Genomic DNA, 19,729 nt, shown 5'->3' with positions numbered 1-19,729 from the left:
CAAGGCATCATGCAGTAGCATCGCCCTGCGCCTTTGACAATTTATGCCCGGGCAAGCGTGGCGATCATCCCCGTGATAGTGTCGGTGAAAGCAGGCCATGGCGACGTCATGCGGTTTGATTCCGGTCCCGGCACCCCTATACTCCTATCATGGTTGAAGTGTTCATGGGCTATTGGCCGCATATTTTCGTGGCGCTGTCGTTCTTGCTGGGCGTGGTGGCCGCCGTCCACGCCACGATGACCAAGGAAGACGTGCGTTCGGCCATTGGCTGGGTCGGCATCATCGTGCTGTCGCCGGTGCTGGGGGCGCTGATCTACGGCGTCGCAGGCATCAACCGCATGCGGCGTTCGTCAATCGGCCTGCAGCGCTCGCTTCTGCGGGACCGTGGTTTTGACCAGTTCGGCCGTTTCGATGTCTCCGGCGCCATGGTGTCCGACCGGTTCGGTCAGCGCTTTGCCTCCATGAAAATGCTGGGCGACCGCGTCAGCCGTCACCGGATGAGCGCCGGCAACAGCGTCACCATGCTTGAAGGCGGCGACACCGCCTATACTGCCATGCTGCGCGCCATCGGCGAGGCCAGACGCAGCATTCTTCTCGAAACCTACATTTTCGATCGCGACCCGATCGGCTTGCGTTTTGCCGATGCGCTGATCGCCGCCGTCAAACGGGGCGTCGAGGTCCGTGTTCTGATCGATGCCGTCGGCGCCCGTTACTCGGTTCCGAGCATTGTCGGTTATCTCAAGGACGGCAGCGTGCCCGTAAACGTCTTCAACGGCAATATCATCATGGGCCTTCGGTTGCCCTATGCGAACCTGCGGACCCACCGCAAGATCCTTATTGTCGATGGTGCCACGGCCTTTACCGGTGGCATGAATATCCGCGCCGGCTTCACGCAGGACGTTGCCGGACCCACCCGGGCGCGCGATACCCATTTCAAGCTCTCCGGTCCGGCCGTCGCCGATCTCTTCCAGGTGGCGTCCGAAGACTGGCAGTTCGTATCGCGCGAGATGCTGGATGGCCCGGCCTGGCAGGTCGTTGCACCGAGCGAAAGCCGCAAGTCCTCCGTCCTCATGCGCGTCGTGCCAACGGGGCCGGACAAGACAAACGAAGCCAATCACAGGATGCTGGTCGGCGCCTTCTCGATTGCCCGCAAATCGATCCGCATCATGTCGCCCTATTTCCTGCCGGATCGCGAACTGATCAGCGCGCTGGTCACCGCGGCGATGCGCGGCGTGGAAGTCGATATCATCGTGCCGTCCGTCAACAACCTCAAGATCGTCGATCGGGCCATGACGGCACAGTTCGACCAGTTGCTGAATGGCCATTGCCGCATCTGGCGGTCTGACGGCGCGTTCAATCACTCGAAGCTTTTGACGGTGGATGAACGCTGGAGTTTTGTTGGTTCGTCCAATCTCGATCCGCGCTCTCTGCGCCTGAATTTCGAGATCGATATCGAGATTCTGGATACGGCTTTCGCGGAAGGACTTGGCGAGCGCATCGACGCGATCCGGTCAACGGCAAAGCCGGTCACGCTCGCGGATCTGCGCGCCCAGTCCTTCCTGAAAAGGCTGATCAACAAGATCTTCTGGCTGGGATCGCCCTATCTGTAAACGATGGCCAAGAGGCGCTGCGCGTCAGACCGAGAAACTGGTTCCGCAGCCGCAACTGGCGACGGCGTTGGGGTTCTTGATCTGGAAGGACTGGCCGAGCAGGTTGTCGACGAAATCGATCTCCGAGCCGCCCATATAGACGAGCGACAGGCTGTCGATCAGCACCTTCGCCTCACCCTTTTCCAGGATCAAATCATCGTCTTGCTGACCATCGACAAGATCGAACTTGTAGGAAAAGCCCGAGCAGCCGCCCCCTTCGACGGAGACGCGCATGGCCTTCTTGTCGGCATCGGTCTTGAGAATCGCGGCAATGCGCTTGGCCGCCGAATCGGAAAGTGTGACTGTGTCTGTTGTCATTTGGACCTCCAGCCGGGGTCAAGACCCGGAGAGATTGGGGTGCGTTTTCGCTGTATTTTACAAGAAAACCGGTGTTTTTCGACGAAACCATCGGAAAAGCCGCTTTTCGATTGTCAGAAAGGCTGCGCTGTTCACCGCTTTCCTGCAAATCACACTATAGGTATGAACGCTTTAAGGCACCGTCAATGGGATGCAAGGTGGGAAATGACTTTGGACAGACATGCGCTAGGTTTCGGCTCCGGTGATCGCGCGATTTTCGCCTCCGATCCGTGGAACAGCCGTGGACGCCTCTATCCGGAGACGTCGAGCGCGACCCGATCGGATTTTCAGCGGGACCGCGACCGTATCGTCCACACCACAGCCTTTCGCCGTCTGAAGCACAAGACGCAGGTTTTCATTGCCGCCGATGGTGATCATTATCGCACGCGCCTGACGCATACGATCGAAGTGGCGCAGATCGCGCGTGCACTCGCCCGGGCCTTGAAACTTGATGAGGATCTGGCCGAGGGCGTGGCGCTCGTCCATGATTTTGGCCACACGCCGTTTGGTCATACCGGCGAAGACGCGCTGCACGAGATGCTGAAGCCCTATGGCGGCTTCGATCACAATGCCCAGTCGCTGCGCATCGTCACCAAGCTCGAACGCCGTTATGCCGAATTCGACGGGCTCAACCTGACATGGGAAAGCCTCGAGGGCCTAGTTAAGCACAATGGCCCGCTGATGGGAAAGGGCGGGCAGGGCGCGCACGGCCCCGTACCGCAGCCGATCCTCGACTACTGCGCCCTGCATGATCTGGAGATTGGAAGCTTTGCCAGCCTCGAGGCGCAGGTTGCGGCGATTGCCGACGATATCGCCTACAACACCCATGACATCGACGACGGGTTGCGGTCCGGCTACCTGACCTTCGACATGCTGGAGGAGATCCCGTTTCTGGCCGGATTGATGCGTGAGGTCCGGGATCGATATCCCAATCTCGAAAGCGGCCGCTTCACCCATGAGATCATGCGTCGGCAGATCACGGCCATGGTCGAGGACGTGATTACCGTGGCCCAGACACGGCTGAAGCAGGTTCGGCCCGAAAGTGTGGTCGACGTGCGCCAGGCCGGACAGGCAATCGCGACTTTTTCCGATCAGATGTTCGTCACTGATCGCGACATCAAGGCCATGCTGATGAAGCGTATCTACCGTCACCCCGATGTGATGCGGGTGCGCGAGGGGGCAGCGTCGATCGTCGTCGATCTCTACAGGGCTTTCATGTCGGATCCGCTGCAGATGCAGAAGCACTACTGGATCGATCAGATCGCCGGCATGGCCGAACCGGCAAAGGCGCGCCATGTCGGCGATTACCTGGCCGGGATGACCGATACCTATGCGATCGCAACCCACAGGCGATTGTTTGACCATACACCGGAATTGCGCTAGTCACCCGCCGGACGCGCGCCTGCGCGCAGCGGCCTTTTGGACAATTGACGCGGATTTCCGGTTCCGGCCGGAAAAGAGCGGATGGATGACATGAATCTTTTCACGGACTTTGATGCAAGAATTAAGAAGATATTGGAAACGATTGATATCATTCGTCAAAATCGTTCCAGCATAGATTTTGACCGTGTCAGCGTCGAGCCGCCGCGCGATGCCAGCCACGGCGATGTCGCCACCAATGCCGCCATGGTTCTGGCCAAGCCGCTTGGCACAAATCCGCGGGCGCTGGCCGATCTCATCGTTGCCAAGCTCAAGGACGAACCTGATGTAATCGACGTCACGGTCGCCGGTCCGGGCTTCATCAACGTCCGGCTGTCCGTCGCCTACTGGCAGAGGCTGCTGGCGGTGATGATCGCCTCCGGGGAGGACTATGGCCGCAGCCAGACCGGCGCCGGTCGCAAGGTCAATGTCGAATACGTCTCGGCCAATCCGACCGGCCCGATGCATGTCGGCCATTGCCGTGGCGCCGTCGTCGGCGACACGCTGGCCAACCTCCTCGCCTTTGCCGGCTATGCCGTCACCAAGGAATATTACATCAACGATGCCGGGTCGCAGATCGATGTCCTGGCCCGCTCCGCATTCCTGCGCTACCGCGAGGCGCTTGGCGATGAGATCGGCGAAATTCCGCCAGGCCTTTATCCGGGCGATTATCTCGTGCCTGTGGGTGTCGCGCTGGTCGCCGAATTCGGCTCCAGCCTCCGGCTGATGCCGGAAGAATCGTGGTTGCCGCTGGTCAAGGACCGCGCCATCGATGCGATGATGGCGATGATCCGCGAAGACCTGGCGGCGCTCAACGTCATCCATGACGTCTTCTATTCCGAGCGGACGCTGCACGCCAATGGTGCGGGCCCGATCCGCAACGCGATCAACGACCTGACCTTCAAGGGGCATGTCTACAAGGGCGCGCTGCCGCCGCCCAAGGGCCAGGTGCTGGAAGACTGGGAAGACCGTGAGCAGACGCTGTTTCGCTCCACCGAGGTCGGTGATGACATCGATCGCCCCCTGATCAAGTCGGACGGCACCTATACCTATTTTGCCGCCGACGTTGCCTATTTCAAGGACAAGTACGATCGCGGCTTCAGCGAGATGATCTATGTGCTGGGCGCCGATCACGGCGGCTATGTCAAGCGCCTCGAGGCTGTCGCGCGTGCGGTATCCGGCGGAACGTCGAAGCTCACCGTGCTGCTGTGCCAGCTCGTCAAGCTCTTTCGCGAGGGTGAGCCCGTCAAGATGTCGAAACGCTCTGGCGATTTCGTGACGCTGCGCGAAGTGGTCGATGAGGTCGGTCGCGATTCCGTCCGGTTCATGATGATCTACCGCAAGAATTCAGAGCCACTGGACTTCGACTTCGCCAAGGTCACGGAGCAGTCGAAGGACAATCCGGTGTTTTATGTGCAGTATGCCCATGCACGCTGCATGTCGATTTTCCGCCAGGCCAGGGAGGCTTTCCCGGGCTTTGATCCCGAATCGATAGACTTTGCCGCTTCTGTCGCGGGCCACATCGACGACCCGAACGAGCTGCAACTGGTCGCCAAGCTTGCAGAATATCCGCGCGTCATTGAGGCCGCAGCCCTTGCTCAGGAGCCGCACAGGATCGCTTTTTACCTCTATGATCTGGCAAGTGCCTTCCATGGACACTGGAATAAAGGTAAAGATTCTCCACAATTACGGTTTGTTAACGATAAAAACAGAGAATTGACCATTGCCAGGCTTGGACTGGTGCGTGCTGTCGCCTCCGTTTTGAGATCGGGCCTGTCGATTACAGGGACCGATGCACCGGATGAAATGCGATAGTATTGTCACCATTTACCCACAATGCACTGGCAGGAACTGGCTAGTATTGTGAGTGGAGCGCATGGCAGACAAACATTTCGCACGAAGCGGGACTGGAGATTTCGACATCTTGGCGGATGATGATCCGCTGAGCGAACTCGCCCGCATTGTTGGCTATGACAGTCGCCCGGCGGTTCAGCAGTTGCAGGAAATCGAAAAGCAGCAGCGTCTGGTTCGGCGCGAACCCGTGTTCGATCTCGAGGACGAACTGTCCCGCGAGTTCGAACTCTATGACGCGCCAGCCTCTGTCGAAGCGGAGCCATCGCGGTTCAGCGTCGACGACACGCCGTCGCTCGAGCCCCGGAACGACGTCGAACAGGCGCCCGCGCTGGCGCCTGTCGATGAACCTGTGTTCGATAGGGCGTCGTCGGATGAGATCACGGTCTCCGAGGCCGGCGCTGAAGACAGTTTCGAGCCCACAGACGCGGCCCCTGCCGCATCCGAATTCCGCGCGCTCGACGATCAGCTCCCCGTTTACGAGCAACCCACCGTTGACGATCAGATCCCTGTTTATGAGCAGGTTGAGCATGTCGCCGAGACCGTGGAGCCGGCGCTCTTTAACGAAGAGCCTGTTGCCGAAATCAACGATTCGCCCGAGGGTCTTCTCGTTGATCAGGGCGTCGAACAAGCAGGCCTTGCCATAACTGCCCCGGAACCGGCGCCAGTCGTAGACAGTTGGGTACCGGAGCCGGAATCCGAAGAGGTTCTCGCGGACGATGGCGATTTTCTGGCCATGGATCTCGAGCGGGAGCTTGAGATGTCGATCGGCTATGACGACGTTGCGGTCGAACCGGTCGGGACGCTGCCTGTGCAAAGCACCGTCTGGGACGATGCGCCGCTCGATCCGCCGTCTGTTGAACAGCACGACACACAGCCGCCTGAGCCCGCATTCGACGCCATTCACCAACAGCAGGATGTTGGTGTTGCGGCGGACGTGGAGGAACAGCCTGCCGCGCCCGAAGAACCGACCGCGCATCCGTTTTCCATGGAGCATTGGGATGGGACAAAAGCTGTGGTTGAGGCGCCAGCGGTGGTGCATGACGCCAACAGCATGGATGCCCTTCTCGCGGATATCGAGCGCTTCCCGGTGGCTGCAAAAGCCGCCGCCTTGGCCTTGCCTGTGAGCGTGAGCCAGCCGGAAACGGTCCGCAAGAACAACTATCCGTTCACGCCGACCTTCAGCCGCGCTACGCCGACCGCGTCGTCCAGCGGTGCCTCCTCGCAGAAGGCCTTTGCGACGCCCTTGGCCGTTGCGCCGGTCCCATTGGCCGTAGCACCCACCATTGTCGCTTCCGCGCCCAATGATGCAACGGACCTGCCGCCTGAAGGCTTCGAGCCTGCGGTCGTCACAACTGCAGCCCAACCGGTTCAGAGCGAGCCGGAACCGGATTTCGATCTGGATAATTTTGAAATCGATCTGTCCGACATCGATCTCGATCTGGATCCTGCTGAATTCGTCATGGAGACCGCGTCTTTTTCGACTGGCGAGCCGGCCATCACAAACGATCCCGTGTTCCAGGAGCCGGTTGCTCTGTCGGCAACCCCGGTCGTTGAAACGCAAGACGCACCCTACGAGAGCGACGATGTCGCCGATTTTGTTCTGCCGTTCGATCCGTCGATGATTTCGGAAACGGAAGAAAGCGTGACGGCGATCTCTGATCTGGAAGTCCCGCATCTGCCGGTTGTCGAGCAGGAAAAGCCGGGCGCTTACCAGCCGGACTATGATCTTGATATCGATGCCGAAATTGCCCAGCTTTTCGGAAATGGAGCGGGCAAGTCTGCCGTGCGGCCGGAAGATCGCCAGGACAGCCAGGTCTTTGCCGCCGCTGCCCATTCGCTTGCGGTCACGCATGCTGCGGCACAGCCGAGCAACGTTCGCGCCGACACGGAATTCGACGAGTTCGAAAAGGCGATGGAAGAGGATTTCCGGCGCTCGATCAACCAGCGTCAGGACAGCGATCCGGTCAATGATCGCCTGGCGGTCGGCGGCGATTACGGGGCTGATGATTTCCAGGTGGCGGACCGCAGCGCGAGTGGACGGCGAACCGGCCTGATGGCGGCCGCAGTCGGTGGTTTGCTCATTCTGGGTGGCGTTGGTGCCTATGCCTGGATGGGCGGCGACGGCACGAGCCTCAACAGTTCCGATCCAAAGATCATTCTCGCTGACAAGTCTCCGGTCAAGATGGTGCCCGTCGAGAAGGGCGGCAAGACCGTTCCCAATCAGGACAAGGCCGTCTACGACCGCGTTGCCGGCGCCCCGGCAGAGACGCTGCAGCAGGGCACGCTCGTTTCCTCGACCGAGGAGCCGATCGACGTCGTCCAGCGGACGCTGACGCCCGAGAGCCTACCGCTCGAAGGCCGTGACGAGTTCGACGGCGCCGATATCACGCCGATCGACGGCGATGACAGTGCGCGCCTTTTGCCGGATGGTGAAGAACTGCAGGCAAGGGCAGACGACGAAGATCGCGCAACGGCAGTTTCGCCGCGCAAGGTTCGCACGATGATCGTCAAGCCGGACGGCACGCTGGTAGCGCGCGAAGATCCTGTTGCCGAACCTGTAACCGAACTGGCGTCGAACGAAACGCCTGTCTCGGCCAATGGTGTGGACCCGCAGGTCAATACGGTGAAGACGACTGTTGTGCCTGCGCAGACAGAGCTTGAAACGGCGGCTGCACCGCTGACGGATCTTCGGCCGCAGGAACAGCCGGCAACGGAACAGAGTGCACTGGCGGAAGCTGCAAGCGCGACGGTTGATGAAACAGCACCGGTCCGCACCGTCAGAACCACGACGGTCAGCGAACAGGCACCGGTTCCGCAGACACGGCCGGCCGAACAGCCGGTCAACGTGGTCGGAACGGTCACGGATCAGGGCAATGTCCAGCCGGCCCCGGCTGCAACGACAACGGTTGCCGCTGCCGAGACGACACCGGTCCAGACGGCCAGCGTTCCGGCTGGCAGCTATGTGATCCAGATTGCGTCCCTGCCATCGGAAGCCGAGGCGCAGCGTTCCTACACAAACTTGTCGGGCAAGTTTGCATCGGTCATCGGTGGTCGGGGTTCGGATATCCGCAAGGCTGAAATTGCCGGCAAGGGGACGTATTACCGTGTCCGCATCCCGGCTGGTTCGCGCGACGAAGCCAATGCGCTGTGCTCGCGCTACAAGAGCGCCGGCGGCAGTTGCCTTGTGACGCGATAATCACGCGATCGACGGTGTTGAATGAGGCGCGGCTCAGGCTCGCGCCTTTTTTCGTGCGCAATAGCTGTGAATGAGCCCGAAAGCCGATGCCAAACCATTCGCGTCGGTCGCTGCAGTCACTATGATTCGGCTATGAGCGAATCAAAAGCATTTATCTCCGGCTGCAAGGGCCTCGTGCTCACCGATGAAGAAAAGGCCTTCTTCGCCGGTGAACGCCCCTGGGGCTTTATCCTGTTTGGCCGCAACATCGGCGAAACGGCACAGATTACCGATCTCGTGGCGTCGCTGCGCGACAGCATCGATGATCCGGACGCGCCTGTTCTGATCGACCAGGAAGGCGGCCGTGTCCAGCGCATCCGTCCGCCGCTGGTCGCCAGCTATCCGACCGGCGCGGCGATAGGCGAAATCTACCGAAGAGACCCGGCGCAGGGGCTGCGTGCGGCCTGGCTGATGTCGCGCCTTCACGCCTTCGACCTCCTGCGGCTCGGCATCACCGTCGATTGCCTGCCGGTGCTCGACGTGCCCGTCGAGGGCAGCCATGACGTCATCGGCAACCGGGCCTATGGCTATGATCCGCAAGCGGTGGCCGCGATCGGCAAAGCCGCTGCGGATGGGCTGAAGGCCGGCGGCATGCTGCCGATCATGAAGCACATGCCGGGCCATGGCCGCGCCTTTGCCGATTCGCATCACAATCTCCCGATCGTCGACGTCTCGCTCGACGCTCTCAAGGCCAGCGACTTCGTGCCGTTTGTCGCGATGAAGGACGAGGCCATGGCCATGTCGGCCCATGTCGTCTATCCGGCCATTGATCCTGTCAGCCCGGCAACCACATCCGAAAAGGTGGTGCGCGAGATCATTCGGGGTTATATCGGTTTCGATGGCCTGCTGATGTCGGACGACGTTTCGATGAATGCGCTGCAAGGTGACATCGAGACGAGGGCAAGGGGGATTGTCGCAGCCGGTCTCGACATGATCCTGCATTGTCATGGTATCATGGAGGAAATGCTGGCTGTGGCGCGCGTGGCGCCGGTCATGGGGGGCGATGGCTTGCGGCGCGCCGAGGCGGTCCGCGCCGCGTTTGCGCCAGCCGATGCCTCCGACGAGGCGGCCCTGCGCGAAGAATTCAGCGGGATGCTGGCCATTTCCTGAAGCTTGACGCCTGGAAGTTGAGTGTGGACAGCGGGGCAGGGATTTCGTGAACAGCAACAGTGAAACGCCGAAAAAACCGTCCGCCCGCGCGCCCATGGAACAGCTGTGGCACGACGAGAGTGGCGATCGGGCGCTGCATGAGGAAGCGCTGGTGATCGATATCGCCGGCTTCGAGGGGCCGCTCGACCTGCTTCTGCATCTTGCCCGGACCCAGAAAGTCGACCTGTCGCGGATTTCCGTTCTGGCGCTGGCCGAGCAGTACATCGCCTTCATTGAACGCGCCCGCACTATCCGCATCGAGCTTGCAGCCGATTATCTGGTCATGGCGGCCTGGCTCGCCTTCCTGAAATCGCGCCTCTTGATCCCGCAGCAGCCCAAGGACGAAGGCCCCTCGGGCGAGGAAATGGCGTCGTCGCTGGCCTTTCGCCTCAAGCGGCTCGAGGCTATGCGCGAAGCCGCAACCCGGCTGATCAATCGCAACCGGCTGGGCCGGGACGTTTTCGCGCGCGGCGCGCCGGAGCATATTCCCGTCGAAAAACAGTCGGGCTATGACGCCTCCCTCTATGATCTCCTGTCGGCCTATGCGTCGCTGCGGCAACGGCAGGCCGTGATGCAGGTCACCATCGAAAAACGCACAGTCTGGTCGCTGTCCGATGCCCGCCTGATCCTTGCCCGCCTGCTCGGCGACATGGTCGACTGGACGGCGCTCGATCATTTCCTGCTGCGCTACATGACAAGCCCGAAGGAACGGGCCACGGCCATCGCCAGTTCGTTTGCAGCGTCGCTGGAAATGGTGCGCGAAGGCAGGCTGGAAATGCGCCAGGATGGCGCGTTTGCACCGATCTATCTGCGTCAGGGGCCGAATCCGATGAGCGCCGAAACGCTTGCGGAACTGGAGGCGGCGCGTGGTTGATACGCAGGACGATCTGCCCGGTATGGCAGAGGAGACGACAGAACGGCCGCAGGCCGAAAAGGACGCACGGCTGGAGTCGGAAGCCGAGCGCATCGTCGAGGCCCTGATCTTCGCCTCGGCGCAGCCGGTCTCCGAGGCCTACATGGCGCAGCGCCTGCCGAAGGGTACGGACCTCGCCCGCATCCTGCCGCGGCTGAAGGCAGCCTATGCCGGCCGTGGTGTCAATCTTTTGCAGATCGAAGCTCACTGGGCGTTCCGCACGGCTGCCGATCTTTCCTTCGTGGTGCAGACCGACGAGAACGAGGTCAAGAAGCTCTCACGGGCCGCACTCGAGGTGCTGGCGATCATTGCCTATCACCAGCCTGTCACCCGCGCCGAGATCGAGGATATTCGCGGCGTCCAGACATCGCGCGGCACGCTGGACGTGCTGATGGAGGCCGGCTGGGTGCGGTTTCGGGGCCGCCGCCGCACGCCAGGCCGTCCGGTGACGATCGGCACCACGCGGGATTTCCTCGATCATTTCGGGCTTGAGGATATCCGCGATCTTCCCGGCATGGAGGAGTTGAAGGGCGCAGGGCTGCTTGCCGGCCGCGTCCCGTCGAACTTCCAGATCCCTATTCCACTCGGCGACGATGGTCTGGATGAGGACGAGGATCCGATCACGCAACTGGATCTCGAGGAGCTCGGCCTCTTGACACCAAGGGGCGAAGAGGCCGAATAGAAATCCTGAGCGCCGCCGTCGTCTTTGATGGTGCGCCCTTTCGATGAGTGACGGTGTTCAAGGATAGCCGCTGGCATGACTTCTGATCTGCAAGGTTCCCCGGTGACCAAGGCACGGCGGACCGCAGGCGTGACATTCGCGGCGCGTCTCGTGTTCGAGGATATTCATCACTGCTATCATGAGAAGGAAACCATCAAGGGCATCACGCTGACCGCGGAAGCCGGCGAGGTTCTCTGTCTTCTCGGCCCCTCCGGTTCGGGCAAGACAACGCTTCTGCGGATCGCCGCCGGCATCGAGGCGCAGAAATCCGGCCGCCTGATGCTGAACGATCGCGAAATATCCGGCCCTTCCGTGTTCGTGCCGCCGGAACGACGCGGCGTCGGCCTGATGTTTCAAGATTTCGCGCTGTTCCCGCATATGACGATCCGCGACAATGTCCGTTTCGGGCTGACAGCGCTGCCGAAAAACCAGGCCGTCGCCGAGGCTGATCTGGCCCTGGAGCGTGTCGGGTTGTCGCACTATGCTGATCAATACCCGCATGTCCTGTCCGGCGGCGAGCAGCAGCGGGTTGCACTCGCCCGCGCTTTGGCACCGCGTCCAGCCGTGCTCCTGATGGACGAGCCGTTTTCCGGCCTCGATTCACGGCTCAAGGATACAATTCGCGCCGATACGCTTGCGATCCTGCGGGAAAGCCGTGCAACGGCCATAGTCGTCACCCATGATGCTGAAGAGGCGATGCGCATGGCCGACAGGATCGCCCTGCTGAAGGATGGTCGTCTTGTGCAGGTGGGCACCGCCGATACGTTGTATCGCGAACCGCGCAATCTGTTCGCCGCAGGCTTCTTTTCGGAGATCAACGAGTTTGCGGCGGTTGCGAGCGGCGGGCGCGTCGAAACGCCGCTGGGTACGGTGCCCGCCGGTAAATATCCGGATGGACGGCCGCTCTCTGCTGTTGTCAGGCTTTCGCAGGTCATGGTGGCCGAAACCGGCGGCGATCTGCCGGCACGCATCCTGGCGCGGCGATTTCTGGGGGTCGTTGAACTGCTCAGCCTTGCCGTTCCGGGCAGCGATCTGCCTGTCCGCGCCCGGATCCGCGCTGATCTCTTGCCGCAAGGATTGCGTGACGTTACGCTTTCCGTTAACGAGCGAGATATATTGCTGTTTGAAAAAGATGAATGAACATCTTACATCGGGGTAACGAGCTTCAAGGGAGTTAGGACATGGGTTCTTTTAGTATCTGGCATTGGCTGATTGTTCTGGTCGTCGTTCTGCTGCTGTTCGGCCGCGGCAAGATCCCGGAATTGATGGGCGATGTTGCCAAGGGCATCAAGAGCTTCAAGAAGGGCATGACAGACGACGAAGCTGCTTCGGCCGAAAAGGGCGTTGACGGCAAGACGGTCGAGCACAAGTCAGACGAAGTCCGCTGATGGCGCGTCGGGGCGCGGGATGTTTGTCGTGAGCAGCCGAGGCCTATCTTCGATTTTTTGGGGCTTAGAGCATGCTTGATATCGGCTGGACCGAACTTGTCGTTATCGCCATCATTCTGATCGTGGTGGTGGGTCCGAAAGACCTGCCGCCGATGCTCCGCACATTCGGCAAGATGATGACGAAGTTCCGGGGCGTCGCATCGGATTTTCGCCAGCAGTTTGACGAGGCCCTGAAGGAGGCGGATCTCGACGATGTCCGCAAAACGCTGAGCGATGCGCAGAAGCTCAACCCTGCGCACAGCCTTCGCGAAGCCATGAACCCGCTTCGCCAGATGGGCAACGACATAAAATCCGACCTGCAGAGGGCGACCAGCACACCGGCCAAGCCGGTTGTGGCGGCGACTGAGCCGTCCGCCGTTGCGGGCGAGCCATCACCGGAACCTGTCGTCGAGACTGCAGCATCGGCTCCTGTTGCTGATACCGTCGCTGCCGCAGCAATCGCGTCGGCGACACGCCAGTCGACACGCGCTGCAGAGGCTGAGGCCGCCGTCGAAACGCCAAAACGTGTTTCCAAGGCAAAGACTGTAGCGGCGCCGGTGCTTCCGATCGAACCTGTCGTCGTCAAAACGCCAAGGACAACGAAAGCCGCAGTCAAAACGGCGGATACTGTTGTTGTTGCAGACGAAAAGCCGAAAGTCCGCAAGGCTGCGGTCAAGACCAAGAGCAAGGGTGACGCATGAGCGGCGAAATCGAAGACAAGCCGCAGCCCCTGATGGCGCATCTGATCGAGCTTCGCGCCCGCCTTATGTGGGCGGTTGGTGCGTTTTTTGTGGCTTTCCTCGTCTGCTTCTATTTCGCCAAGGGCATCTTCAATATTCTCGTTCAGCCCTTCAAATGGGCCGTCGACTGGGCTGGTCTTGCCGATAAATCCGTCGAGCTGATCTATACCGCGCCGCAGGAGTTCTTCTTCACGCAGGTCAAGGTGGCGATGTTCAGCGCGCTGGTCATCGCCTTTCCGATGATTGCCGCGCAGGTCTACAAGTTTGTGGCACCCGGTCTCTACAAGAACGAGCGCGCAGCTTTCCTGCCGTTCCTGATTGCCTCGCCGCTTCTGTTCATTCTGGGCGGCTGCCTCGTCTATTTCTTTTTCACCCCCATGGTCATGTGGTTCTTCCTCGCCATGCAGCAGGATGGCGGTGATGGGCAGGTCTCGATCCAGCTCCTGCCGAAGGTCTCCGAATATCTGAGCCTGATCATGTCGCTGATCTTCGCCTTCGGCCTGGTGTTCCAGCTGCCGGTGATTACAACGCTGCTCGCCAGGGTAGGGTTCGTCACCTCGGAAGGTCTCAAGGAAAAGCGCAAATATGCGATCGTCATCGCCTTTGTCGCGGCGGCAATCCTGACACCGCCGGATCCGATCTCCCAGATCGGTCTTGCCCTGCCGGCCATCCTTCTCTACGAGATTTCCATCTATACCGCCCGACTCATTGAGCGTCAGCGGGCCCGCGACACGCTGGCTCGCGAAGCGGCCGATGCGGAAAAAAATGCCGGCTGATTGACCGGCATTGCTTCGGCCGGCGGCGCTCTGAAACCAACGCTGGAACGAACATGCTTGATATCCGATGGATTCGCGACAATGCCGAGGCACTTGATGCCGCCCTTGCAAAGCGCAGCGCCGAACCGCTGGCTGCATCGCTCATAGCCCTCGACGAGCGTCGCCGTTCGCTGGTGCAGGCCTTGCAGGACATGCAGTCGCGCCGCAATGCGGCCTCCAAGGAGATCGGTGCTGCGATGGCCGCCAAGGATGGCGCGCTGGCCGAAAGCCTGAAGGCGGAAGTCGCCGAGCTCAAGACTGCGATGACCACCGTCGAGGACGACAGCCGCAAGGCGGACGCCGAACTGGCCGATGCGCTGTCACGCATTCCCAACATCCCGCTGGAGGACGTGCCCGTTGGTCGCGACGAAAGCGGCAATGTCGTCAAGCTGGTCCACGGCCAGAAGCCCGGCTGGAACCACACGCCCAAGGAACATTTCGAAATCGGCGAAGCGCTTGGCTGGCTCGATTTCGAAGGCGCCGCGAAAATTGCCGGCTCGCGCTTTACCATCGTCAAGGGACAGCTGGCGCGCATGGAGCGGGCGCTCGGCCAGTTCATGCTCGATCTGCACACGACGGAACACGGTTACCTCGAGGTCCAGCCGCCGCTGATGGTGCGCGACGATGCGATGTATGGCACCGGCCAGCTGCCGAAGTTTGCCGAGGATCTTTTCCGCACGACCGACGACCGCTGGTTGATCCCGACCGCCGAGGTACCGCTGACCAACATGGTCCGCGAGCAGATTCTCGAAGCCGAAAAGCTGCCGCTGCGGTTCACGGCGTTGACGCCGTGTTTCCGCTCGGAGGCTGGCTCTGCCGGTCGCGATACACGCGGTATGCTGCGCCAGCACCAGTTCAACAAGGTCGAGCTGGTGTCGATCACCGATGCCGAAAGTTCGATCGACGAGCATGAGCGGATGACTGCCTGCGCCGAGGCTGTGTTGAAGCGCCTCGGGTTGCACTATCGCGTCATGACGCTGTGCACCGGCGACATGGGGTTTGGAGCCCGCAAGACCTATGATCTGGAGGTCTGGCTGCCGGGGCAGGACAGTTTCCGCGAGATCTCCTCCTGCTCGGTCTGCGGCGACTTCCAGGGAAGGCGCATGAATGCGCGTTACCGCGTCAAGGACGACAAGGCGCTGAAATTCGTCCACACGCTGAACGGTTCGGGCACTGCGGTTGGCCGTACATTGATTGCGGTCATTGAGAACTATCTGAACGAAGATGGTTCGATCACTGTTCCGGACGTGCTTTTGCCCTATATGGGCGGACTGACGAAAATCGAGAAAGCCGGCTGAGACCTTCCGGCCGGCGGGGGAAGCAATGCGGATTCTACTGACGAATGACGACGGCATTCATGCCGAGGGGCTGGCTGTGCTGGAACGCATCGCGCGCACGATCTCGGACGATGTCTGGGTGGTGGCGCCGGAAACCGACCAGAGTGGGCTTGCCCATTCTCTGAGCTTGTCGGAACCTTTGCGCTTGCGCCAGATTTCCGAAAAACACTTCGCCCTGCGCGGAACGCCGACGGATTGCGTGATCATGGCCGTCCGCAAGGTGCTGGACGTCAAGCCGGATCTCATCCTGTCGGGTGTCAATATCGGGTCCAACATGGCCGACGACGTCACCTATTCCGGGACGATTGCCGGTGCGATCGAAGGCACGCTGCAGGGCGTTCGCTCGTTTGCGCTCAGCCAGGCATTCAGCCACGCATCCGGTAGCCCCGTGCCCTGGGAGGTGGTGGAAACGCATGCACCGCAGCTCCTGAAAAGGCTGATGCGGCTTGACCTGCCCGATGGCACGTTCCTGAACCTGAATTTCCCCAATTGCGCGGCGACCGCGGTGACCGGCACCGAGGTGACGTCCCAGGGCAAACTCGATTTCGGCCTGACCATCGATGAACGTTCGGATGGTCGCGGCCATCCCTATTACTGGCTGCGCTTCGGCGAGCGCTTTGGCGATTTCCGCGCCGGCACGGACATCCATGCCATCCGCGAACACAAGATTTCCGTGACGCCGCTGAAGCTCGACCTGACGGATTACGCGGTTCAAGATCGTGTTGCCCGCGCGCTGCTCGACGGAGATGACGATTGAACGCCCGACAGAACGAGCAGGAAGGATTTGCAGCGCTCGTTCTGCGTCTGCGGGCAGAGGGCATTACCAGCAAGGAGCTGTTGAACGCTGTCGAACTGACGCCGCGCACGCTGTTTGCACCGTCCCCCTATGAGAACGACGCCTATTCGCAACGCCTCATTCCGCTTGACTGCGGCGCCTTCATGGAAGGGTTCGACTTTGCCGTGCGGCTTTTGCATTGCCTGGCGGTCAAGCCCGGGCAGCGGATTCTCGAGGTCGGCACCGGCAGCGGCTTTACAGCGGCAGTCATGGGCCGGATCGCCGAGCGCGTCATGACCATCGACCGCTACAAGACGCTTGTCGTCAATGCCCAGAAGAACCTGGAAAAATCGGCGATCCGCAATGTCATCGTGCGCCAGGCGGATGGCAGCGTTGGACTGGCCGGCGAGGGGACCTTTGACCGCATCCTGGTGACGACCGCGTTCACTGCCCTGCCGCGCATCTATTCGGATCACCTCGTCTCCGGCGGCATCCTGATCGTCCCGATCATGACCAGCGAAACGGAGTGTCGGATCGTGCGGCTCACCCGCACCGGAAGCCGTTTTGATCGCGAAGACCTTTTCACGGCGCCGTACCTGCCGATCGTGCCGCAGGTTGCATCCTTCCTTTAGTGTCGGTGGTCGCGCAAGTTTTCGACCGAATTTCCCCATTCCCATGGTGCAACGCTGATTCTGATGCCCGATTTATGCTGCACTGCAGCGTGCCATTTCGCCATGTTCTCCAGCCATGCCGGATTTTCTGTCGCGAAATCAAATCGTTAATTTTCAGTTAACGCTGGTCAGCCTCGCGCAAGCCTCGAGGCATAAGCGAATATGTAGGAACAAATCCTACATTGAGCTGGCCCTTGATTTGAAGCCACGTTTGTCAGCTCGAAAACGAAGCCATATGGCGGCGGAGACGGCAAATGCAGATCGAAAGCAGACTGACTGGAGCGGCCACCGGCGACAGCTTGAGCAATCTTGCCGGACGCGCTGTCGTACAGGGGCCGAGCGCCGGCCGCGAAGACAAGAGCACACAATCTCCCTATGCCGGCGGCTACGATCCGGCCATGCGCGTGTCGCTTTCGGCAGAAGCCCTGCTGTTCCTGAGCAAGACGCGCCGCGTGCCGGAAAAACAGCCATCGCTGACGCAGGAAGAGTGGAGCAACAAGCTCTCGCCGCAACTCGCCGCCCGCGAATATCAGGCTTTCGGGAAATTCGGCGAAAGCGGTGACCACAAGGCCTATTACCGCGCCTTCATCGAGTATTACGACACCCTGCGTCTGGAAGACCAGAACAGCCTGCGGTATTTCGGCACCCGTGATGTCGCCCTTGCAGGCCTGCGCTCGCAGGAATACAGCGATGAAACAGGCACGGACAGCGAAATGCCGTTCCAGACGCTGGTGAGCGTCCTGCTGGATGAAAACAAGGCGGATACCGAGACGGCCGAGGCTGAAGTCGCGGTTTTCGGCGTGTCCGGAGACATGTTCGGATGGGATACGGCAAACATCAGTTACGAGGATGTTTCTCAGGTTCGTGCCGACATTTCCGAGATCGAAAGATTCTACCAGGAAACGTTCTGAGGCTGCCGGCGAAAACGCATTGCTTGCGCCAGCCCCAGCTGACCGGGCCTTTCGGTGTATGCGCGGCAACATCGATCATGGTTATCAATCTCTCAAAAAGCACGACCTGACTCGCCGGTTTTAACCGCGCGGTAACTCTAATGCGTTCTAATCATCCTACAGTGAGTTGCGTCCCAAGTAGGTTTAGCGTCATGCGTCTTAGAGTATCGCCGAGTGTAGGAAAATCAGCTGTCCGTCTCTTTGTGGCGGTTCTGCTGGCCAGCGCTGCAACAGGTTGCAGCTCGGATGCGACGCGCTTCGGAGGCTTGTTCTCCAAGTCCGACGGCATCACCACCAACTCCATTCCATCCAACAGCATTCCGATTCCGGCCGGCGACCTGCAGGGTGGCCAGATGGCGGCAATGCCGGATGGCGGCGGCAATTCGCGGGATCAGGCAATGAGCCAGCCTTTCCCGGATCCATCCTACGATAACGTCAACACCGCTTCGACGCCGGTTTCCCAGGCACGTGCGGCGGCGACCCCGATGAACGTCCAGCGCACAGCCCTTGCGACGCCGACGGCGCGGGCTGAGGAAAAGCCGCTGGAGCAGGCATTTCCGACTGCCCGTGAAACAGCCAGTGCTGCCACGCAGAAAACGATTCCTGACCCGGTGACGACAGGTACCAACAAGGGTGGCTGGTCGACGGCAAATGCACCGGCGGTGCTGATGCGCCAGGGTGATACGGTGGCAACGCTGTCCAAGCGCTTTGGTGTGCCGGAGAAGGAAATCCTCAAGGCCAATGGTATGACGTCTGCGTCGGATGCCGAGCCAGGCCAGCGCATTCTGATCCCGACCTTCGGCGTCGGCGGCAGTGCGGCGAAGGCCGCGGCCACCGAGACGGCCGCTCTGGATATCGATGGCAAGAAGAAGACGCCCGGCCAGTCCGACAATCGCGATGTGGCGATCCTGCCTGGTCAGTCGCAGTCACGTGACAAGGCCAATGCCAAGACCGATCTGGCATCCGGCAAGCTCGGAACACCCGGCGAGGGCGGTGGCAAGGGGACCTACACGGTCAAGGCAGGCGATTCGCTCAACCGGATCGCCAAGCTCAACAATGTCCCGGTCGAGGAACTGAAACGCGCCAACGGGCTGACGACGGCCGCCATCCGTATCGGCCAGCAGCTGAAGATCCCGGGTGCTTCGACATCTGCGCCCGATCAGGTTGTAACGGCGTCGGTTCCGTCACAGAAGGCCCAGACCAACAAGGTGACAAACAAGACGGAAAACCAGCCGGCGGAATACAAGCCGCCAGTGGCCAAGCAGACGGTGACGGAAGTTGCCTCGAAGGGAGATGTCACGGAAGAATCACCCAAGGCGACCGGGATCAGCAAATATCGCTGGCCGGTGCGCGGCGCGGTTATCGCGGGTTACGGCGCCAATGTTGACGGCAACCGCAATGACGGTATCAACATTTCGGTTCCCGAGGGCACGCCGATCAAGGCCGCCGAAAACGGTGTTGTCATCTACTCCGGCAGCAGCCTCAAGGAACTCGGCAACGCAGTTCTGGTCCGCCACGACGATGGCACGGTCACGGTCTACGGCAATGCCTCGGAACTGAAGGTCCAGCGTGGCCAGAAGATCCAGCGTGGCCAGACCCTTGCAGCCTCCGGCATGAGCGGCACGGCAGCGCAGCCGCAGGTGCACTTCGAAGTGCGCAAGAACGCCACCGCCGTCAATCCTGCAACCTTCCTGGAATAGCCTGCTCCTTCCTGGAG

17 protein-coding genes are annotated in these 19,729 nt (G+C 60.8%); 16 read left to right on the top strand and 1 reads right to left on the bottom strand.

The annotated features are described in order from the left end of the window. Positions 1-149 precede the first annotated feature (149 nt). Positions 150-1,610 (top strand): phospholipase D-like domain-containing protein, encoded by a 1,461-nt coding sequence (locus AX760_RS25350; protein WP_071835790.1) that lies wholly within the window; start codon positions 150-152, stop codon positions 1,608-1,610. 24 nt (positions 1,611-1,634) lie between these two features. On the opposite strand, the gene erpA is transcribed toward AX760_RS25350, so the two are convergent. Further along, positions 1,635-1,967 carry an iron-sulfur cluster insertion protein ErpA gene (erpA, locus tag AX760_RS25345; protein ID WP_071835789.1) on the bottom strand — a complete coding sequence of 111 codons (333 nt, stop codon included), beginning with the start codon at positions 1,965-1,967 and terminating at the stop codon, positions 1,635-1,637. A gap of 204 nt (positions 1,968-2,171) precedes the next feature. Here erpA and AX760_RS25340 point away from each other — a divergent pair, with 204 nt between their 5' ends. The 15 genes from AX760_RS25340 to AX760_RS25270 all read left to right on the top strand — a co-directional run bounded on the left by AX760_RS25340 (position 2,172) and on the right by AX760_RS25270 (position 19,712). After that, positions 2,172-3,389: a deoxyguanosinetriphosphate triphosphohydrolase gene (locus AX760_RS25340; RefSeq protein WP_071835788.1), complete on the top strand. Its 1,218-nt coding sequence runs from the start codon at positions 2,172-2,174 to the stop codon at positions 3,387-3,389. A 90-nt stretch (positions 3,390-3,479) separates the two neighbouring features. Beyond that, positions 3,480-5,240 (top strand): arginine--tRNA ligase, encoded by a 1,761-nt coding sequence (gene argS, locus AX760_RS25335; RefSeq protein WP_071835877.1) that lies wholly within the window; start codon positions 3,480-3,482, stop codon positions 5,238-5,240. Between the two features lie 109 nt (positions 5,241-5,349). Continuing rightward, entirely contained in the window at positions 5,350-8,475 is a 3,126-nt protein-coding gene (locus AX760_RS25330; protein WP_175552136.1) for an SPOR domain-containing protein, read from the top strand. Between the two features lie 132 nt (positions 8,476-8,607). Then, positions 8,608-9,624 carry a beta-N-acetylhexosaminidase gene (gene nagZ, locus AX760_RS25325; protein ID WP_071835787.1) on the top strand — a complete coding sequence of 339 codons (1,017 nt, stop codon included), beginning with the start codon at positions 8,608-8,610 and terminating at the stop codon, positions 9,622-9,624. Positions 9,625-9,718: 94 nt separating this feature from the next. Further along, complete coding sequence (locus AX760_RS25320; RefSeq protein WP_087149359.1) at positions 9,719-10,537, top strand: segregation and condensation protein A; 819 nt, start codon at positions 9,719-9,721, stop codon at positions 10,535-10,537. A gap of 22 nt (positions 10,538-10,559) precedes the next feature. Further along, positions 10,560-11,258, top strand: coding sequence for an SMC-Scp complex subunit ScpB (scpB, locus tag AX760_RS25315; protein WP_071835875.1), 699 nt, complete (start codon positions 10,560-10,562; stop codon positions 11,256-11,258). Positions 11,259-11,333: 75 nt separating this feature from the next. After that, positions 11,334-12,437 carry an ABC transporter ATP-binding protein gene (locus AX760_RS25310; RefSeq protein ID WP_071835785.1) on the top strand — a complete coding sequence of 368 codons (1,104 nt, stop codon included), beginning with the start codon at positions 11,334-11,336 and terminating at the stop codon, positions 12,435-12,437. 41 nt (positions 12,438-12,478) lie between these two features. After that, positions 12,479-12,685 carry a twin-arginine translocase TatA/TatE family subunit gene (locus AX760_RS25305; RefSeq protein ID WP_071835784.1) on the top strand — a complete coding sequence of 69 codons (207 nt, stop codon included), beginning with the start codon at positions 12,479-12,481 and terminating at the stop codon, positions 12,683-12,685. 71 nt (positions 12,686-12,756) lie between these two features. After that, positions 12,757-13,425 carry a Sec-independent protein translocase protein TatB gene (gene tatB, locus AX760_RS25300; protein ID WP_071835783.1) on the top strand — a complete coding sequence of 223 codons (669 nt, stop codon included), beginning with the start codon at positions 12,757-12,759 and terminating at the stop codon, positions 13,423-13,425. Then, positions 13,422-14,240 (top strand): twin-arginine translocase subunit TatC, encoded by an 819-nt coding sequence (tatC, locus tag AX760_RS25295; protein ID WP_071835782.1) that lies wholly within the window; start codon positions 13,422-13,424, stop codon positions 14,238-14,240. The genes tatB and tatC overlap by 4 nt, the downstream gene beginning before the upstream one ends. 53 nt (positions 14,241-14,293) lie before the next feature. Beyond that, positions 14,294-15,577 carry a serine--tRNA ligase gene (gene serS / locus AX760_RS25290; protein WP_071835781.1) on the top strand — a complete coding sequence of 428 codons (1,284 nt, stop codon included), beginning with the start codon at positions 14,294-14,296 and terminating at the stop codon, positions 15,575-15,577. A gap of 25 nt (positions 15,578-15,602) precedes the next feature. Next, complete coding sequence (gene surE, locus AX760_RS25285; RefSeq protein WP_071835780.1) at positions 15,603-16,373, top strand: 5'/3'-nucleotidase SurE; 771 nt, start codon at positions 15,603-15,605, stop codon at positions 16,371-16,373. Beyond that, positions 16,370-17,023: a protein-L-isoaspartate(D-aspartate) O-methyltransferase gene (locus AX760_RS25280; protein ID WP_071835779.1), complete on the top strand. Its 654-nt coding sequence runs from the start codon at positions 16,370-16,372 to the stop codon at positions 17,021-17,023. The genes surE and AX760_RS25280 overlap by 4 nt, the downstream gene beginning before the upstream one ends. Positions 17,024-17,316: 293 nt before the next feature. Then, positions 17,317-17,973, top strand: a complete 657-nt coding sequence (locus tag AX760_RS25275; protein WP_071835778.1) for a biotin biosynthesis protein BioC — start codon at positions 17,317-17,319, stop codon at positions 17,971-17,973. Positions 17,974-18,164: 191 nt separating this feature from the next. Continuing rightward, positions 18,165-19,712, top strand: a complete 1,548-nt coding sequence (locus tag AX760_RS25270; protein WP_071835777.1) for a LysM peptidoglycan-binding domain-containing M23 family metallopeptidase — start codon at positions 18,165-18,167, stop codon at positions 19,710-19,712. Positions 19,713-19,729: the final 17 nt, after the last annotated feature.

Source organism: Pararhizobium antarcticum (assembly GCF_001885585.1).
Taxonomy (GTDB): domain Bacteria; phylum Pseudomonadota; class Alphaproteobacteria; order Rhizobiales; family Rhizobiaceae; genus Pararhizobium; species Pararhizobium antarcticum.
This window is presented reverse-complemented; position numbering and strand designations above follow the sequence as displayed.